Source organism: Actinosynnema sp. NPDC023658 (genome assembly GCF_040639995.1).
Classification (GTDB): Bacteria; Actinomycetota; Actinomycetes; order Mycobacteriales; family Pseudonocardiaceae; genus Actinosynnema.
In genome coordinates this window covers 2,337-18,206 of the sequence record NZ_JBFAAX010000086.1, presented here as the reverse complement: position 1 = coordinate 18,206, position 15,870 = coordinate 2,337, and the positions used below count along the sequence as shown (strand labels likewise).

Sequence of the window (15,870 nt, the reverse complement as noted above, 5' to 3'; positions counted from 1 at the left end):
CCGGGCCCCGCGCCCAGCGCCCGGCCGGCGGCCGCCCCGCGTTGCTGGCCGAGCGGGACGGCATCGCGGTGGCGCTGGCCGAGTGCGCGGTGGTGACGTCGGAGCCGGGCAACTGGACCTCGACCAGGCTGCCGCACGGCCGCTGGGGGTACGTGAACTGCGTGTCGGTGCTCCCGGGCGCGCGCGGCACGGGCGTGGGCCGGCAGCTGATGGCGCACGCGCACCGCGAGCTGGCCCGGCTCGGCACGGTCGGCACCTACCTGTACTACAACCCGCCGAACCCGCTGTCCTCGGTGTTCTGGCCGCGGCAGGGTTATCGTCCACTGTGGACGATGTGGGAGGTCCGCCCCGCCGGGGCGCTGCGCTAGGCCCCGCGCGCCACATCACACCCCGCGGAGTTGCGGGCCGCCCCCGATCGGGCCACTATTTGAACTGACCAGTCAGTTCAAAAGGAGGTCCGCGGTGCAGATCCACGCTCGGCGCGTCGGCGTCACCGGGCCGCACGGCCCGCTGCTGAAGCCGACGTCGCTGCTCGTCGGGCCCGGCGAGCTGGTGCTGGTGGCGGGCGACCCCGGCGCCGGGCACACCGCGCTCGGCCTGGTGCTCTCCGGCCGGATGCGCCCGAGCACCGGTGACGTCTCCCCCTCCCCGGCCGAGCTGCGCGCGCACGTCGTGCTGGTGGACTCCCCCGACGTCAGCGAGCCCGAGGGTTCGCTGACGCTGGCCGGCGTCGTCGGTGAGGAGCTGGCCGTGAACGGCGCGCGCAGCGGGCGCAAGGCCGTGGCGGACTGGCTGGTCGAGCGGGACGCGGACGAGCTCCTGGACACCCGGTTCGAGCACGTCCCCGCGGCCACCCGGTGCGCGCTGATGCTGGAGCTGGCCGCGGGCCGCCCCGGCGCGACGACGCTCGTGCTCGACAGCCCCGACCGCTACCACGGCGACCCGAAGGGCTGGTGGGAGCTGGCGCGCGCGCACGTGACGCCCGACCGGTCCGTCGTCGTCCTGTGCACCACGACCTCCGCCGCCCTGCTCGACGTGCCCGTCGCGCGGATCGGCGCCGACAACGTTGCCGAGGAGTCCCAGTGACCGCCGTCCGGATGGCGTTCAACGAGCTGCGCCGGATCACCTCCGGCAAGCTGCCGAAGCTCGCGGTGCTCGCGCTGACGCTGGTGCCGCTGCTGTACGCGGCGCTGTACCTCTACGCCAACAAGGACCCGTACGCGCACCTCAACCAGGTGCCCGCCGCGCTCGTCGTCGAGGACGAGGGCGCGACCGCGAGCGACGGCACGCGCCTGGACGCCGGGCGGGAGGTGGCCGACGAGCTGGTGAACGGCGACCGGTTCGACTGGCACCGGGTGGACGCCGCGCAGGCCGAGCAGGGCGTGCGCAACGGCACCTACACGTTCGCGCTGACCCTGCCCCAGGACTTCAGCCGGTCCCTGCTGTCCTCCGGCGACTTCACGCCCCGGCAGGGCGTCATCGTGCTGACCACCAACGACGCGAACAACTACCTCGGCTCCACGATCGCCAACCAGGTCGTGGCGGAGGTGCGCCGGTCGGTGTCGGTGAAGGTCGGCGCGGAGGCGGCGGACAAGCTGCTGCTCGGGTTCTCCACCATCCGGCAGAAGACCGCCGAGGCCGCCGACGGCGCCACCAAGCTCGCCGCGGGCCAGCAGGACGCCTACGCCGGCGCGCAGCAGCTCGCGGACGGCACCGTGCCCCTGGCCGACGGCGCCGCGCAGGTGTCGTCCGGCCTCACGCAGCTGCGCGACTCGACGGCGGGCCTGCCGGTCAAGTCGCAGCAGCTGGCGTCGGGGGCCAAGCAGGTCGCGGACGGCAACGAGACCGTCGCCAGGACCGCCGAGGACTACGCCGTCAAGGCGCAGGACCTGGTCGACCGGTTGAACACGGTCAACGGGGACGTGGCGACCAGGCTGCGCGCGCTCGGGTTCACCGAGGAGCAGGTGCAACGCGTGCTGGGGGCGTTGGGCGAGGCCCGGCGGCCCGTGGACGACGCCAACAACAAGGTGCAGGGCACGGCCGGGCAGCTCCGCACGCTGGCCGACGGGGCGAAGCAGGTCTCCGACGGCGCGGCGCAGCTGGCCGCGAGCACGCCCGCGCTGACCGACGCCGTCACCCGGCTCAACGACGGCGCGGCGCAGGTCTCGTCCGGCGCGGCGCAGGTGCGCGACGGCGCGGCACGGCTGCGCGACGGCGAGGCGCAGCTCGTGGACGGGTCGAACCAGCTGCGCGACGGCCTGGCCGCCGGCGTCTCGCAGATCCCCAACCCCGACGACCCGACCCGCGAGTCGACCGCGCAGACCATCGGTGACCCGGTGAACGTGCACGGCGTGAGCCAGACGTCCGCGGGCAGCTACGGCGCGGGCCTGGCCCCGTTCTTCCTCGGCCTGGCCACCTGGATCGGCGCGTTCGTGCTGTTCCTGCTGCTCAAGCCCCTGTCCCGACGCGGGCTCGCGGCCGGGCAGTCGCCGCTGCGGGTGGCGGTGGGCGGCTGGCTGCCCGGCGTGCTGCTGGGTGCGGCGCAGGTCGTGGTGATGTACGCGGTGGTCACGCTGGTGGTGGACATCCGGCCGTCGCACCCGCTCGGCACGCTGGCGTTCCTGCTGCTGGTGTCCGCGACGTTCGTGGCCGTGCTGCACGCGTTGAACGCCCTGTTCGGCGCGGTCGGCAAGTTCATCGGCCTGGTCCTGCTGATCCTCCAGCTGGTCAGCGCGGGCGGCACGTTCCCGTGGCAGACCATCCCGGTGCCGCTGTACCCGCTGCACTACGGGCTGCCCATGGGCTACGCCGTGGACGGCCTGCGGCACCTCATGTACGGCGGGTCGCTGGGCAGCGTCGGCAAGGACGCGCTGATCCTGGTCGCCTACCTGGCCGGGGGCCTTGCCTTGGCGACGATCGCCGCGTACAAGCAGCGGGTGTGGACACCCGCTCGCCTGAAGCCCGAGCTCGTGCTGTGACCGGCACGCGCCCCGGCCGCACCGCCGCGACCAAGCAGAAGCTGTTCGACGCCGCGCTGCGGTTGGTCGGTGAGCGGGGCGCGGCGAGCGTCACGGTGGACGAGATCGCCGCCGAGGCGGGCGTGGCCAAGGGCACCGTCTACTACAACTTCGCCAGCAAGGACGCGCTGGTCGACGCGCTGCTGCGGCACGGCGTCGACCTGCTGGCGGCCCGGCTGAAGGCGGCCGAGGAGCAGGAGGACACCTCGGCGGCGATGGCGTCGCTGGTGGAGGGGATGCTCGGGTTCTTCGCCGAGTACCCGGCGTTCGGGCAGCTGCTGGTGTCGGAGCTGTGGCGCACGCCCGGCCAGTGGCACGACACGTTGAGCCTGCTGCGCGACGACATCGTCTCCATCGTCCGCGGGCAGGTGCAGCGGCTGGCCGACGCGGACCGGCTGCCCGAGGGCGTGCAGGTCGCGACGGCGTCGGCGGCGCTGTTCGGCACGGTGCTGGTGATCGCGCTGGACTGGCAGGTGTTCCAGCCCGAGCGCGATCTCGCCGAGGTGCGCGACTCCGTGCTGTCGCTGGTGCGGGGCCTGCGGCCGGGCTGAGCGCCGGCGGCTAGTGCCGCATCACCCAGGTGTCGATCTCGCCCACCTGGTGCGTCGACGGCGCCCGGCCGTCCAGGGCGCGGCGCACGGCTTCGAGCACGCCGATCGACGTCTCCTCGTGGCTGAGCCAGCGGATGCCGGCGCCGTGCCGGACGAACCCCAGCACGACCTGCTGCGTGGGGTGGCCCTCCAGGGCCGGGTCCGGCACGCCGCGCACCGGGTGGATGGCGCCGCTGTCGTGCACCTCGACCACGGGGGCGTGCGGTGCGAGCAGGGGCGCCACGGCGCGCAGCACGGCGGCCCGGTAGCTCGCGTGCACCCACGCCACCAGCAGGTCGGCGGGGCGGTCCACCACCGCGCGGACCCGGTCGGCCAGCTCGGCCGGTCTGGCCCAGTCCGCGGCCACCGCCACCCGTCCGGCGTCCCCCGCCCTGGTCGTGTGCGGCACGTGACCGCGCCCGCGCAGGGCCGCCCTCGCCGCGCTGCCCAGGGCGCGCTCGGGCCGTCGGCTCGGCAGCACCACCCGCCACCCCTGCGCCAGCAGCTCGTCCGCGCAGCCCTTCAACATCCCCGTGCCGCCCAGCACCAACGCCGTCCGCTCGCTCATCGCACCGACTCCTCGCCGCGTTCCGCCGCCCGCCGCAACGGGCCTGACCGCCATTGGTCGACCTCGCGCTGACCGCGCAGCCGCACCACCGCGAGCCGTCCGGCGTGCTCCCCGTCGAGCACCGCGCGGACCCGCTCACCGGTGCGGGCGTGCGACTTCCACGCCCAGCGCAGCAGGTGTTCTGGGTCGGTGAACACCGTGCGCAGGGGCGGTTCCACGTTGCCGTTCCACAACTCCTCGCGGCGGATGCGGCGTCGCACCGTGCGCACCGTGACGCGGCGCATCACCACGTGCCGCGGGTGGTCCAGCCAGAGCAGCGTGTCGGCGTGCTCCACCAGCAACGGCCGCACCAGGCGGTACTGCCACTCCGTCGCCCACGCGTCGCCCTTGACGAACCGGCGCACGTCCGCCTCGAACTCCTCCCTGGCGGTCCACTGTGGACCGTGGAAGAGCGAGTCCATCTCCACATAGGACAGACCGAGCGCGCGGGCCACGGAACGCGCCAGGGTCGTTTTCCCGGAGCCGGACGTGCCGGCCACGAGCACCCGCCGCGGCGGGTGCGGCAACTCGTCGGCTGGTCCCAGGAGCGGCACCGCGCCAGGCTACCGCCAACCGACGTCCGGCAACTCCGCCACGCGGACCGCTTCGCCGGTCTCGGCGCTGCGGTTGGCGGCGAACCCGGTGAGCAGCGACAACACCCCGTCACGGTGCGTGGCGCGACGCCCCAGCGGGTCGGGCTGCCCCGGCTCGCCGTAGATCACCCCGGTCATCCGCGCGTCCGCCCCGCCGTGCCCGGCGCCGCCCGCTTCCAGCGGCACCTCCTCGGCCCGCCCGAACAGCGGCTGCACGGTCAGCCGGACGTGCCCCTCCTCGGGGTTGGCCTCCTTGCCGTGCACCGCGGGCTGCTGCCCGCCGACCCAGCTGTTCTCCACGACCTCCAGCTCCAGCCGGCCGCGGCTGCCGTTGACCATCAGCCGGTAGCCCTCCCACGGCGAGTAGGCCGTGAGGTGGTAGGTCAGGTTCGCCCCGCCGGCGTAGCGCACCAGCACCGACATGTCGTCCTCAATGGACACACCGGGCGCGAAGGGGTTCAGGTCCCGGTGGTAGCCGTCCTCGTGCTCGGCGTCGAGGTAGAGCCGGCGCAGCCACCGGTCGCGCTCGACGTGCAGCGCGAACGGGTCGTCCCGCGCCTCGGGCGACCCGTGCACCCTGGTGTAGGGCCGGTGGTGGCCGTGGCGCTTGCCGTTCTCCTCGCCGTAGAAGAACAGCCGGCCGTGCGCGTAGACGACCTCCGGCACCGAGCCGACCCACCAGTTGAGCAGGTCGAAGTGGTGGGTGGCCTTGTGCACCAGCAGACCGCCGGAGTTCGCCTTGTCGCGGTGCCAGCGGCGGAAGTAGTCCGCGCCGTGGCGGACGTCGAGCAGCCACTCGAAGTGCACCGAGCCGATCTCACCGACCGCGCCGCCGGCGAGCAGCTCGCGCACCTTCTCGTGCACCGGGTTGTACCGGTAGTTGAACGTGACGGTGACGTTGCCGTCGTTGCGCTCCACCGCGTCGAAGACCTTGCCGGCGCCGGCCTCGTCGATCGTCATCGGCTTCTCGGTGACGACGTCGCAGCCCGCGTCCAGCGCCTCGACGATGTAGGTGTCGTGGTGGCGGTCGACCGTGCAGACCACGACCACGTCGACCCGCTCGGCCTCGATCATCCGCAGGAAGTCCTCGGCGGCGTAGGTCGGCACGGGCCGGTCCAGGCGCTCGTTGTGCACGGCCATGCGGGTCGGGTTCACGTCGCAGAACGCCACCAGCTCGCCGTGCTCCGGGTGACCGAGGATCGCGTCGACGTGCAACTCGGCCCGCGCGCCGGTGCCGACGACCGCGTAACGCCTGCGTGCCATGCCGCCGCCCTTCAGGTAAGCGTTTTCCACACGCTAGCCCGAACGGCCCGCACGCCGTCAAGGACAAGCGGGGACAAACCGGCGGGCGGCGTCCGACCCGGCGTGCGCGGCGGATCCGTCGCCCGCCCTGCTCACCACCGCAGGTCGGCTACCAGCTCCTCGTGGGTCAACTCGAAGGTCAGCGGGTAGGTGACCCGGATGACGTCGTCCTCGTCGCGGGTCAGGCGCGCGCCGGGGAACACGCGGGCGACCAGGGCCAGCATCGGCTGGTTCTCGCCCAGCACGTCGCCGTGCAGCCGGGTGTAGCGCAGGTCGGTGGCGAGCCGACCGAGGGCGGTCATCAGCTCGGTTCCGACGCCCTTGCGCTGCCACGGGTCGACCACGGCCAGGGCGATCTCGGCGGTGCGCTCGTCGGTGGCGACGAGCCGCGCGATGCCGACGGGCGTGCGGTGGCACTCGGCGACGACGGCGGCCCGGCGGTCGCCGTCGAGGTCGACGAGGCGGCGGCGCATGGTCGCGGTGAGACGCGGCACCGGGGCGTGGAAGCGCAGGTAGCGGCTGCGCGGGGACAGGCCGTCGAAGACGGTGTCGACGACCTCGCCCGCCTCGGCGGCGTGCAGTTCGCGGACTCTCATGGCGGTCGCCCCTTGGGTTCGGATTCCGAACCCTAGCTGGATCCGTTTTCCGAACGCAAGGGGTATCGTGGGTGGACATGGCCCACGTGAAGGTTGCCGACGAGCTGTGCACCGTGTCGCTCCCCGCCGCCCTGCTCGGTGAGCGGTGGACGTTGCTGCTGCTGCGGCAGGCGTTCCTGGGCACGCGGCGGTTCGAGGACTTCCAGACGTCGATGGACATCTCGCGCAGCGTGCTGACCGAGCGCCTGGGCACGCTGGTCGAAGAGGGCATCCTGCGCCGCGAGGCGTACAAGGACATGCGGACGCGCTACGAGTACCGGCTGACCGAGAAGGGCCTGGAGCTGTACCCGGTGCTGATGGCCCTGCGCAAGTGGGGCGACCGCTGGATGTCGCCCGCCGAGGGCGCCTCGTTCGACCTGCACCACCGCTCGTGCGGCGGCGACGTCGGCGTGCACGTGTCGTGCGAGGGGTGCGGCGCCGAGCTGACCGCGCGGGACGTCAGCGTCACGCCGCTGCGCTGATCACCCGTGCGGGTCGGTCACGCTCACGGGTCGGTCATGCCCACGGAATCACCCGTGCGGGTCGATCCGCCGGGGAGCCGGTCACCGGCGTGAGCCGAGGTAGCCCTCCACGGCCGTGACGAGGTGGATCATCCCCAGCAGCACGGCGAACATCACGAAGTAGACCGTGTGCTCCTGGAGCTCCGCCCGGTCGGCCGCCCACACGTCCATCGCGCTGAACGCGGTGAACCACGCCAACCAGCCGACCACGGCGGCGGCGAGCCACCGGGTGCGCCGCCGCAGCAGCGCGGCCAGGGCGAGCACGCCCAGCCCGAGCTCGACGACCTTCACCACCCAGATCACCGGCAGGACCCAGTCCGGGCCCAGGTCGAGGGTCGCGTCGAGGTACCGGCCCACCTGCTGCTGCCGGTCCTTCCACCCCAGCGGCAGCTCGACGAAGTTCAGCACGCCGAAAAGACCGAGGAACACCGCGATCGGGCTGAACAGCCTCGACCACCCGGTCCCCGCACCCACCACCGACCTGTCGGCCATCGCCGCCCCCCTCCACCACCACGAATGATGGGTCAGCGAGCACGAAAGTGAAGTACGGCTGTCCGCACCCGCCCTGGTGACACCCGCGCGGGTAATCGATCGAAAAAATGTCACGACCCGTGTCCGTTACACGTTTCACCGGCTCTTTCCAGCGAAGTGTGCACTCCATTCGGGCATTGCCGGCCCGGAAAGCCGCCTCCTATATTCGAATGCGCCGGACCGAAAGCGGAGTCCGGGGAAATCGGACCTCATTTCCTACCTCCGAAGGGAACCCCCGATGATGAGGACAGCAAAGGCGCTGGCAGTCGCAGCGCTCGGGATCGCGCTCGCGATGGGCACGGTGTCCGCCGCGTCCGCCGCGCCCGCCGCGTCGGACACCGAGGTCAGCGCCTCGGACAACGCGCGCAGGGACGTCCTCGGCGGGGTGAACCTCTCGGAGTTCTGCCGTCACTTCGGCTACTCCGACGTCACCAACCAGGCGCCGAACAACGTCTGGTCCTGGTACTGCGTCCGGCAGGACGGCGGATTCGAGGACATCAACATGTACGCCGCCTGCCAGTGGCAGTACACCAAGCAGTGGGCCAAGCCGGACTACTGGGACGAGCAGGACGAGTACAGCTGGTACTGCTACCTCGACTGATGAACACCGGCTCAGTGGGCGGCGGCATCCCAGGAACGGCCGACGCCCACTGAGACCTCCATGTCCACCGACAGCTCGTACGCCCCGCCCATCTGGGCGCGGACCAGCGCCTCCACCTGCTCCCGCTCGCCCTCCGCGATCTCCAGCACGAGCTCGTCGTGCACCTGGAGCAGCATCCGCGACCGCAGGCCCGACTCCTCCAGCGCGCGGAACACGCCGAGCATCGCGACCTTGATGATGTCCGCCGCACTGCCCTGGATCGGCGCGTTCAACGCCATCCGCTCGGCCATCTCCCGGCGCTGCCGGTTGTCGCTGGTCAGGTCGGGCAGGTAGCGCCGGCGACCCAGGATCGTCTCCGTGTAGCCCTTCTTGCGGGCGTCCTCGACCACGGCGTGCAGGTAGTCGCGCACCCCGCCGAACCGGGCGAAGTACGCCTCCTTCTGCTCGCGCGCCTCGGGGGCCGAGATGCGCAGCTGCTGCGCCAGCCCGTACTCCGACAGCCCGTACGCCAACCCGTACGACATGGCCTTCACCCGGCGGCGCTGCTCGGCGGTGACCTCCGAGGTCGGCACCGAGAAGGCGCGGGACGCCACGAACGTGTGCAGGTCCTCGCCGCTGCGGAACGCCTCGATCAGGCCCTCGTCCTCGGACAGGTGGGCCATGATGCGCATCTCGATCTGGCTGTAGTCGGCCGTCATCAGCTCGGCGTAGCCCGGGCCGACCACGAACGCCTCGCGGATGCGCCGGCCCTCGTCGGTGCGGATCGGGATGTTCTGCAGGTTCGGGTCGGTGGAGGACAGCCGCCCGGTCGCCGCGATGGTCTGGTGGAACGTGGTGTGGATGCGGCCGTCGTCGGCCACCGACTTCAGCAGCCCGTCGACGGTGGACTTCAGCCTGGTCACGTCCCGGTGCGCGAGCAGGTGCTGGAGGAACGGGTGCTCGGTGGCCTCGAACAGGTTCTGCAGCGCGTCCGCGTCCGTCGTGTACCCGGTCTTGGTCTTCTTCGTCTTCGGCATGTTCAGCTCGTCGAACAGCACCGTCTGGAGCTGCTTGGGCGAGCCGAGGTTGATCTCCTTGCCGATCACCGAGTACGCGTCCTGCGCGGCCTGCTTCACGCCCGCCGCGAAGTGCGCCTCCAACGCCGCCAGGTGCTCGGTGTCGATCGCGATGCCGACCGCCTCGACCTCGTCGAGCACCATCATCAGCGGCAGCTCCAGGCTCGCCAGCAGCGACTCCTGGCCGGTGGCGACCAGCTCCGCGTCCAGCGCGTCGGCCAGCTCCGCCACCGCGAACGCCCGCACGATCGCCGCCTGGGCGGTCTTCTGCCGCTCCTCCTCCTCGTCGGCCAGCAGCGACAGCTGACCGTCGTCGACCTCCTCGGCCCGCAGCTCGCGCTTGAGGTAGCGCAGCGCCAGGTCGTCCAGCGCGAACGACCGCTGGCCGGGACGCACCAGGTAGGCGGCCAGCGCCGTGTCGCTGCTGACCCCGCGCAGCTTCCAGCCGAGCGCCCGCAGCCTGCGCAGCGGCAGCTTGAGGTCGTGCGCCGCCTTCGCCACCGACTCGTCGGCCAGCCACGCGGCCAGCGCGTTCTCGTCGGCCTCGGTCAGCGACGCGACCTCGAAGTACCCGCCCTCGCCGCCGGCCGCGGCCACCGCCAGGCCCTCCAGGTCGGCCCCGGAGGTGCGGAACGCGATGCCGACCCGCCCGGAGCGCGCGTGCGCGTCGAGCCAGGACGCCACCTCGCCCGCGCCCACCGCGCCGCCGCTGACCGTGAAGCCCTCCTCGGCCTCCGGCTCGGCGGTGGCCAGGGTGGAGAACAGCCGGTCGCGCAGCACCCGGAACTCCAGCTCGTCGAACAGCCGGTGCACGGCGTCGCGGTCCCACGGCCTGACCTGCAGCTCGGCCGGCCCGACGGGCAGCTCCACGTCGCGCACCAGCTCGGTGAGCTGCCGGTTCAGCATGATGTTGGACAGGTTCGCGCGCAGCGCGTCGCCCACCTTGCCGGGCACCTCGTCCACGTGGTCGATCAGGCCGTTGAGCGAGCCGAACTGGGTGAGCAGCTTCACGATGGTCTTCGGGCCGACGCCGGGGGTGTTCGGCAGGTTGTCCGACGAGTCGCCGCGCACCGCCGCGTAGTCGGCGTACAGCTCGGGCGGCACGCCCTGCTTCTCCAGCACCAGCTCGGGGGTGTAGCGCGCCAGCTCGGACACGCCCTTGACCGGGTACAGCACCGTCACCTTGTCGTTGACCAGCTGCAGCGCGTCTCGGTCGCCGGTGCAGATGAGCACCTCGAAGCCCAGCTCGGTGGCCTGCGTGGTGAGCGTGGCGATCAGGTCGTCGGCCTCGAAGTTGGGCTTGGACAGGGTGGGGATGGACAGCGTGCCCAGCACGTCCTCGATGAGGCTGACCTGGCCGCGGAACTCGTCCGGCGTCTCGCTGCGACCGGCCTTGTACTCCGCGTAGGCCTCGGTGCGGAACGTTTTGCGCGAGACGTCGAACGCCACCGCGACGTGCGTGGGCTTCTCGTCCCGGAGCAGGTTGATGAGCATCGACGTGAAGCCGTAGACCGCGTTCGTGGTCTGGCCCGTGCCCGTCTGGAAGTTCTCCTTGGGCAGCGCGAAGAAGGCGCGGTAGGCCATGGAGTGACCGTCGACCAGCAGCAGGCGGGAGGCTTCTGAAGTGCTCACGGGCCGAGTCTAGGGTGGGGGTCCGACAAGTTTGCACCGACTGGAGCACCCGTGACGCCAGCCCCCGAGGACATGCCTGGCTCCGACCAGGCCGTCGCCCACGAGCAGCTGACCTCCAAGCTCGGGATCGAGATCACCCGATGGGAGGCCGACCGGCTGGTCGGCACGATGCCGGTCAAGGGCAACCGGCAGCCGTACGGGCTGCTGCACGGTGGCGCGAACGCGGTGCTGGCGGAGACCCTGGGCTCGGTCGCGGCGGCCATGCACGCGGCGCCGGAGCGGATCGCGGTCGGGCTGGAGCTGTCCTGCACGCACCACCGGGGTGTCACCGAAGGCGTCGTCACGGGCGTGTGCACGCCGATCCACCGGGGTCGCAGCACCGCGACCTACGAGATCGTGATCAACGACGAGCAGGGACGGCGTGCCTGCACGGCGAGGCTGACGTGCTTCCTGAAAGATGCCCCGAAGGTGTGAGGGTGCGATCAGGTCGTACCGGGTGTCCAATGCAGGGAGGACCCGGTGAGTCGGAGGTGGGCGTGCGGCGGCTGGTGGCGGTGATGGCCGTGGTGCTGGTGGCGGCCGGGTGCGGTGACGCGCCGGTCGTGGCGGGTCCGGACACCGCGGTGTCGTCGGCGGCGACGTACCCGGTGCCGCCGCAGACGGTGCGGCCGGACGAGAAGCCGCTCAAGATCCCCACCACCGCGGACGGGGACACGGCGTTCACGCTGCTCGGGCTGACCACCGAGATCCCGACGCTGATCGGCAGCCACGCCGAGTTCCAGGCCAAGGGGCAGTTCGTCCGGATCCGGATGAGCGTGATCAACAACGGCCGCAGCAGCGTGTCGTTCGCCGCCCGCAGGCACGTGCTGATCGACGACCACGAGGTCGAGCACGAGGTGGACGTGCAGGCGATGACGATCAAGAGGCAGCCGGACACGCTGGACCTCGGCGCGAACGTGCGCCTGGAGTACGACGTCTACTACGACCTGCCCAAGGACGCGAAGCCGCTGGCGCTGCGGGTGTGGGGCGGTCCGACGTTCACCGACCTGAAGGACGAGACGAGCACCGAGATCCCGCTGACCCAGCCGTAGCCGGGCCAGCGGGCCACGGTGCCGTCAGTGACCGCCGAGGTACGCCGCGCGCACCTGGGGGTCGTCCAGCAGCTGCGGTCCGGGCGCGCTCTTCACGACCCGGCCGGTCTCCAGCACGTACGCGCGGTCGGACAGCTTCAGCGCCTGCTGCGCGTTCTGCTCGACCAGCAGCACGGTGGTGCCGCGCTTGTTGATCTCCTTGATGATCTCGAAGATCTGCGCGATGAGCATGGGCGCGAGGCCCATCGACGGCTCGTCGAGCAGGAGCACCTTCGGCTTGGTCATCAGCGCCCGGCCGATGGCGATCATCTGCTGCTCGCCGCCGGACATCGTGCCGCCGAACTGGTTCTTGCGCTCCGCCAGCCGCGGGAACAGCTCGTAGACCTCGGCCAGGTCGGCGTCCAGCGCGTCCTTGCGGGTGTAGGCGCCCATCAGCAGGTTCTCCTGCACCGTCATGCCGGGGAACACGCCCCGGCCCTCCGGTGACTGGCCGATGCCCGCCATGACCCGCTTGTGGCCGGGCATCTTGGAGATGTCCTCGCCGTTGAACAGCACCTGGCCGCTGGTCAGCGGGCGCAACCCGGAGATGGTCTTCAGCGTGGTCGTCTTGCCCGCGCCGTTGGCGCCGATGAGCGAGACGATCTCACCGTCCTCGACCTGGAGGCTGATGCCCTTGATCGCGGCGATCTTGCCGTAGTGGACGTGGATGTCCTTGATCTCAAGAAGCATCTTCGGACACCCCCAGGTACGCCTCGATGACCTTCGGGTTGTTCTGCACCTCTTGCGGGAGCCCTTCTGCGATCAGCTGGCCGAAGTCCAGCACCGCCACGCGGTCGCTGACGCCCATGACCAGGCTCATGTCGTGCTCGATCAGCAGCACGGTCCGGCCGCTGTCGCGGATCTTGCGGATCAGCGCCTGCAGCGACTCCTTCTCGGCCGGGTTCATGCCCGCCGCCGGCTCGTCGAGCAGGAGCAGCTTCGGGTCCGTGGCCAGCGCGCGGGCGATCTCCAGCCGCCGCTGGTCGCCGTAGGGCAGGTTCTTCGCGGTCTCGTTCATCCGACCGGGGATGCCGACGAAGTCGAGCAGCTCCCGGGCCAGCTCGCGCCCGCGCTTCTCCTCCTTGCGGTGCCAGGGCAGGTTCAGCGTCGCGCCGATCGCACCGGTCCGGTGGTGCGAGTCCGCGCCCACCATCACGTTCTCCAGCGCCGACATGTTGTGGAACAGCCGGATGTTCTGGAAGGTGCGGGCGACGCCCAGCTTGGTGATCTTGAACCGCTTGGTGCCGTCGATCCGCGTGCCGTTGAACAGCACCTGGCCCTCGGTGGGCTGGTAGACGCCGGTGACCACGTTGAACACCGTGGTCTTGCCCGCGCCGTTGGGCCCGATCAGGGCGAAGATCTCGCCCTGGCCGATGCTCAGCTTCGCCTCGCGCAGGGCGACCACGCCGCCGAAGCGCATGGTGACGTTGTCCAGCTGAAGGACGGGAGTGCTCACTTGGCCGCCTCCGTCGTCGTGACCTCGGTGTCCGGACCCGCGACCTCGGCGCCCATCGTGCCCATGCCGCCGGTGCCCTCGTGCAGCTCGGCCTTGCGCCTGCGGGAGGGCAGCAGGCCCTCCGGGCGCAGCGCCATCATCAGCACCAGCACGCCGCCGAACAGCAGGATGCGGTACTCCGCCGGGTCCTTGCCCAGCAGGTCCTTCAGCCAGTTGACCTCGCGGAACCGCTCGGGCAGCCAGGCGATGACGAACGCGCCGAGCATGACGCCGGGCAGGTTGCCCGAGCCGCCGAGCACGACCGCCGCGAGGATGGTCGCGGACAGGATGAACGGGAACGTGTTCGGCTCGATGAACACGGCCTTGCCCGCGTAGATGCCGCCCGCCAGACCGCCGATCATGGCGCCGATGGCGAACGCGAGCAGCTTGAACTTGAACGTCGGCACGCCCATCAGCTCGGCCGCGTCCTCGTCCTCCCGGATCGCCGCCCACGCGCGGCCCACCCGGCTCTTCTGCAACCGCACCGAGAAGATGATGACCAGCACGATGGCGATGAGGATCAGGTAGTAGTACGGCGCGGGCAGCAGCGCGAACTCGACCACACCGGGGATGTCGGTGGGGTGCGGCACGTTGGTGATGCCGCGCGCGCCGCCGATCTCGTCGGTGTTGTTCGCGGTGATGCGGACGATCTCACCGAAGCCGAGCGTCACGATCGCCAGGTAGTCGCCGCGCAGGCGGAGCGTCGGCGCACCGAGGATCACACCGGACACGGCGGCCAGGATGATGCCGAACGCCACCGTGGCCCAGTAGTTCCAGCCGTACTGGGTGCCGAAGTAGGCCACCGAGTAGCCGCCGATCGCGAAGAACGCGACGAAGCCGAGGTCGAGCAGGCCCGCCTGGCCGACCACCACGTTCAGGCCGACGGCCAGCAGGATGTAGGTGCCGATCGGGTAGATCAGCACGGTCGTCCAGTCCGAGCCGGGCGACATGAAGCTGCCGATCCACGGCGCGGGCAGGATCAGCGCGAACACGATCACGGCCAGGTACACCACGTACCGCTGCCACACCTTGGCGTGTTCCCACCAGTCGCGGGCGCCGTCGAACAGGGCGCCCACGCGCCTCAACGGGTTCGAGTTGCCAGACACTCCGTTGCCTTTCATGCGCGGGCCTTCTGGAGGGATTCACCGAGGATGCCGGTCGGGCGGAACATCAGCACGATCACCAGCACGGTGAAAGCGATCACGTCCTTCCACTCCGACCCCAGGAAGATCGCGCCCCAGTTCTCGATGAGGCCGAGCACGACGCCGCCGAGCAATGCGCCGCGGAGGTTGCCGATACCGCCGAGCACGGCCGCGGTGAACGCCTTGATGCCGAGCACGAAGCCGACGTTGAAGACGGTGTTCTCGAACTCCATCAAGTACAGCGCGCCCGCGACGCCCGCCATCGCGCCACCGAGCAGGAACGTGACCCGCACGATGTTGTCGATGCTGACGCCCATGAGGACGGCGGCCTCGGGGTCCTGCGCCGTGGCGCGGATGCCGCGACCGATCTTGGTCCGGTTCACCAGGCGGTCCAGGGCGATCATCATGATGACCGCGGCGACCACGACGATGATGTGGTCGGTGCGGACGGCCGCGTTGCCGATGGTGAACACGGTGTCGCGGTCGACGATGCGGGGCGAGGACTGCTGGTTGCGGCCGGGCTTGCCGGTCAACCACGGGATGATGACCAGCGCGAACAGCTCTTGCAGGAAGAGCGACGCGCCGATCGCGGAGATGAGCGCCGTCAGCCGGGTGGCGCCCTTCCTGCGCAGCGGCCGGTAGGCCACCAGCTCCAGCAGGACCGCGGCGCCGCCGGAGACCGCGGCGGACAGCGCGATGATCAGCACCATCACGCCGAACAGCGCGATCCCGGTCAGCGGTGACGCGGGCGCGATCCCGGTGATCACCACGAGCGACGTGAACGTGCCGATCATGAAGATCTCGGAGTGCGCGAAGTTGATCAGGCGCAGCACGCCGTAGACCATCGTGTAGCCGAGGGCGACGAGCGCGTAGATGGAGCCGAACACCAGTCCGCCCACCGTGCTGGGCAGGAACTGGTTGAGGAAATCATCAAGCATGACAGGTTGCCTCACGAGACGGGCGGGGAGAAACATCGCCATAGGGGCGGGGAGCGGGAGCAGTCGTTCCCACGCCACAAC

At 71.0% G+C, this 15,870-nt stretch carries 18 protein-coding genes; 8 read left to right on the top strand and 10 right to left on the bottom strand.

The genetic code is table 11. The features are described from left to right. From AB0G02_RS13190 to AB0G02_RS13175, 4 genes are all read left to right on the top strand, one after another. Positions 1–368, top strand: a 368-nt coding sequence (locus AB0G02_RS13190; RefSeq protein WP_360793289.1) for a GNAT family N-acetyltransferase, incomplete at its 5' end; no start/stop codon positions are given. Between the two features lie 94 nt (positions 369–462). Continuing rightward, positions 463–1,086 (top strand): hypothetical protein, encoded by a 624-nt coding sequence (locus AB0G02_RS13185; RefSeq protein WP_360793287.1) that lies wholly within the window; start codon positions 463–465, stop codon positions 1,084–1,086. Then, positions 1,083–2,978, top strand: a complete 1,896-nt coding sequence (locus AB0G02_RS13180; RefSeq protein WP_360793285.1) for a YhgE/Pip domain-containing protein — start codon at positions 1,083–1,085, stop codon at positions 2,976–2,978. The genes AB0G02_RS13185 and AB0G02_RS13180 overlap by 4 nt, the downstream gene beginning before the upstream one ends. Continuing rightward, positions 2,975–3,568 (top strand): TetR/AcrR family transcriptional regulator, encoded by a 594-nt coding sequence (locus AB0G02_RS13175; RefSeq protein ID WP_360793283.1) that lies wholly within the window; start codon positions 2,975–2,977, stop codon positions 3,566–3,568. The genes AB0G02_RS13180 and AB0G02_RS13175 overlap by 4 nt, the downstream gene beginning before the upstream one ends. A gap of 10 nt (positions 3,569–3,578) precedes the next feature. Here AB0G02_RS13175 and AB0G02_RS13170 read toward each other — a convergent pair whose 3' ends face one another. The 4 genes from AB0G02_RS13170 to AB0G02_RS13155 form a co-directional block, all read right to left on the bottom strand. Then, positions 3,579–4,175: a hypothetical protein gene (locus tag AB0G02_RS13170; RefSeq protein WP_360793281.1), complete on the bottom strand. Its 597-nt coding sequence runs from the start codon at positions 4,173–4,175 to the stop codon at positions 3,579–3,581. Beyond that, on the bottom strand, positions 4,172–4,768 hold the full coding sequence (locus tag AB0G02_RS13165) for an AAA family ATPase (RefSeq protein WP_360793279.1): 597 nt from the start codon (positions 4,766–4,768) through the stop codon (positions 4,172–4,174). The genes AB0G02_RS13170 and AB0G02_RS13165 overlap by 4 nt, the downstream gene beginning before the upstream one ends. Before the next feature lie 9 nt (positions 4,769–4,777). Beyond that, positions 4,778–6,070 carry a Gfo/Idh/MocA family oxidoreductase gene (locus AB0G02_RS13160; RefSeq protein ID WP_360793277.1) on the bottom strand — a complete coding sequence of 431 codons (1,293 nt, stop codon included), beginning with the start codon at positions 6,068–6,070 and terminating at the stop codon, positions 4,778–4,780. A 131-nt stretch (positions 6,071–6,201) separates the two neighbouring features. After that, a complete protein-coding gene (locus AB0G02_RS13155) occupies positions 6,202–6,705 on the bottom strand; it encodes a GNAT family N-acetyltransferase (protein WP_360793275.1) in 504 nt (167 codons plus the stop codon). 77 nt (positions 6,706–6,782) lie between these two features. On the opposite strand from AB0G02_RS13155, the gene AB0G02_RS13150 reads away from it, so the two are divergent. Beyond that, entirely contained in the window at positions 6,783–7,226 is a 444-nt protein-coding gene (locus AB0G02_RS13150) for a helix-turn-helix domain-containing protein (RefSeq protein ID WP_360793273.1), read from the top strand. Between the two features lie 81 nt (positions 7,227–7,307). On the opposite strand, the gene AB0G02_RS13145 is transcribed toward AB0G02_RS13150, so the two are convergent. Next, positions 7,308–7,757: a hypothetical protein gene (locus AB0G02_RS13145; protein ID WP_360793271.1), complete on the bottom strand. Its 450-nt coding sequence runs from the start codon at positions 7,755–7,757 to the stop codon at positions 7,308–7,310. A 277-nt stretch (positions 7,758–8,034) separates the two neighbouring features. On the opposite strand from AB0G02_RS13145, the gene AB0G02_RS13140 reads away from it, so the two are divergent. Continuing rightward, positions 8,035–8,397, top strand: a complete 363-nt coding sequence (locus tag AB0G02_RS13140) for a hypothetical protein (protein WP_360793269.1) — start codon at positions 8,035–8,037, stop codon at positions 8,395–8,397. Between the two features lie 11 nt (positions 8,398–8,408). On the opposite strand, the gene polA is transcribed toward AB0G02_RS13140, so the two are convergent. Then, positions 8,409–11,084: a DNA polymerase I gene (polA, locus tag AB0G02_RS13135; protein ID WP_360793267.1), complete on the bottom strand. Its 2,676-nt coding sequence runs from the start codon at positions 11,082–11,084 to the stop codon at positions 8,409–8,411. Positions 11,085–11,156: 72 nt separating this feature from the next. Between polA and AB0G02_RS13130 the strand changes: the two genes are divergently transcribed. Together AB0G02_RS13130 and AB0G02_RS13125 are read left to right on the top strand one after the other, a co-directional pair. Beyond that, a complete protein-coding gene (locus tag AB0G02_RS13130; RefSeq protein ID WP_360793293.1) occupies positions 11,157–11,558 on the top strand; it encodes a hotdog fold thioesterase in 402 nt (133 codons plus the stop codon). A gap of 29 nt (positions 11,559–11,587) precedes the next feature. Further along, a complete protein-coding gene (locus AB0G02_RS13125) occupies positions 11,588–12,175 on the top strand; it encodes a DUF4352 domain-containing protein (RefSeq protein WP_360793265.1) in 588 nt (195 codons plus the stop codon). Between the two features lie 24 nt (positions 12,176–12,199). On the opposite strand, the gene AB0G02_RS13120 is transcribed toward AB0G02_RS13125, so the two are convergent. From AB0G02_RS13120 to AB0G02_RS13105, 4 genes are read right to left on the bottom strand one after another with little or no spacing between them, the layout of a single operon-like run. Beyond that, complete coding sequence (locus AB0G02_RS13120; protein ID WP_360793263.1) at positions 12,200–12,904, bottom strand: ABC transporter ATP-binding protein; 705 nt, start codon at positions 12,902–12,904, stop codon at positions 12,200–12,202. After that, positions 12,894–13,634, bottom strand: coding sequence for an ABC transporter ATP-binding protein (locus AB0G02_RS13115; RefSeq protein ID WP_360793291.1), 741 nt, complete (start codon positions 13,632–13,634; stop codon positions 12,894–12,896). The genes AB0G02_RS13120 and AB0G02_RS13115 overlap by 11 nt, the downstream gene beginning before the upstream one ends. A 32-nt stretch (positions 13,635–13,666) precedes the next feature. Further along, a complete protein-coding gene (locus AB0G02_RS13110; protein WP_360793261.1) occupies positions 13,667–14,830 on the bottom strand; it encodes a branched-chain amino acid ABC transporter permease in 1,164 nt (387 codons plus the stop codon). Continuing rightward, complete coding sequence (locus tag AB0G02_RS13105; RefSeq protein ID WP_360793259.1) at positions 14,827–15,789, bottom strand: branched-chain amino acid ABC transporter permease; 963 nt, start codon at positions 15,787–15,789, stop codon at positions 14,827–14,829. The genes AB0G02_RS13110 and AB0G02_RS13105 overlap by 4 nt, the downstream gene beginning before the upstream one ends. Positions 15,790–15,870: the final 81 nt, after the last annotated feature.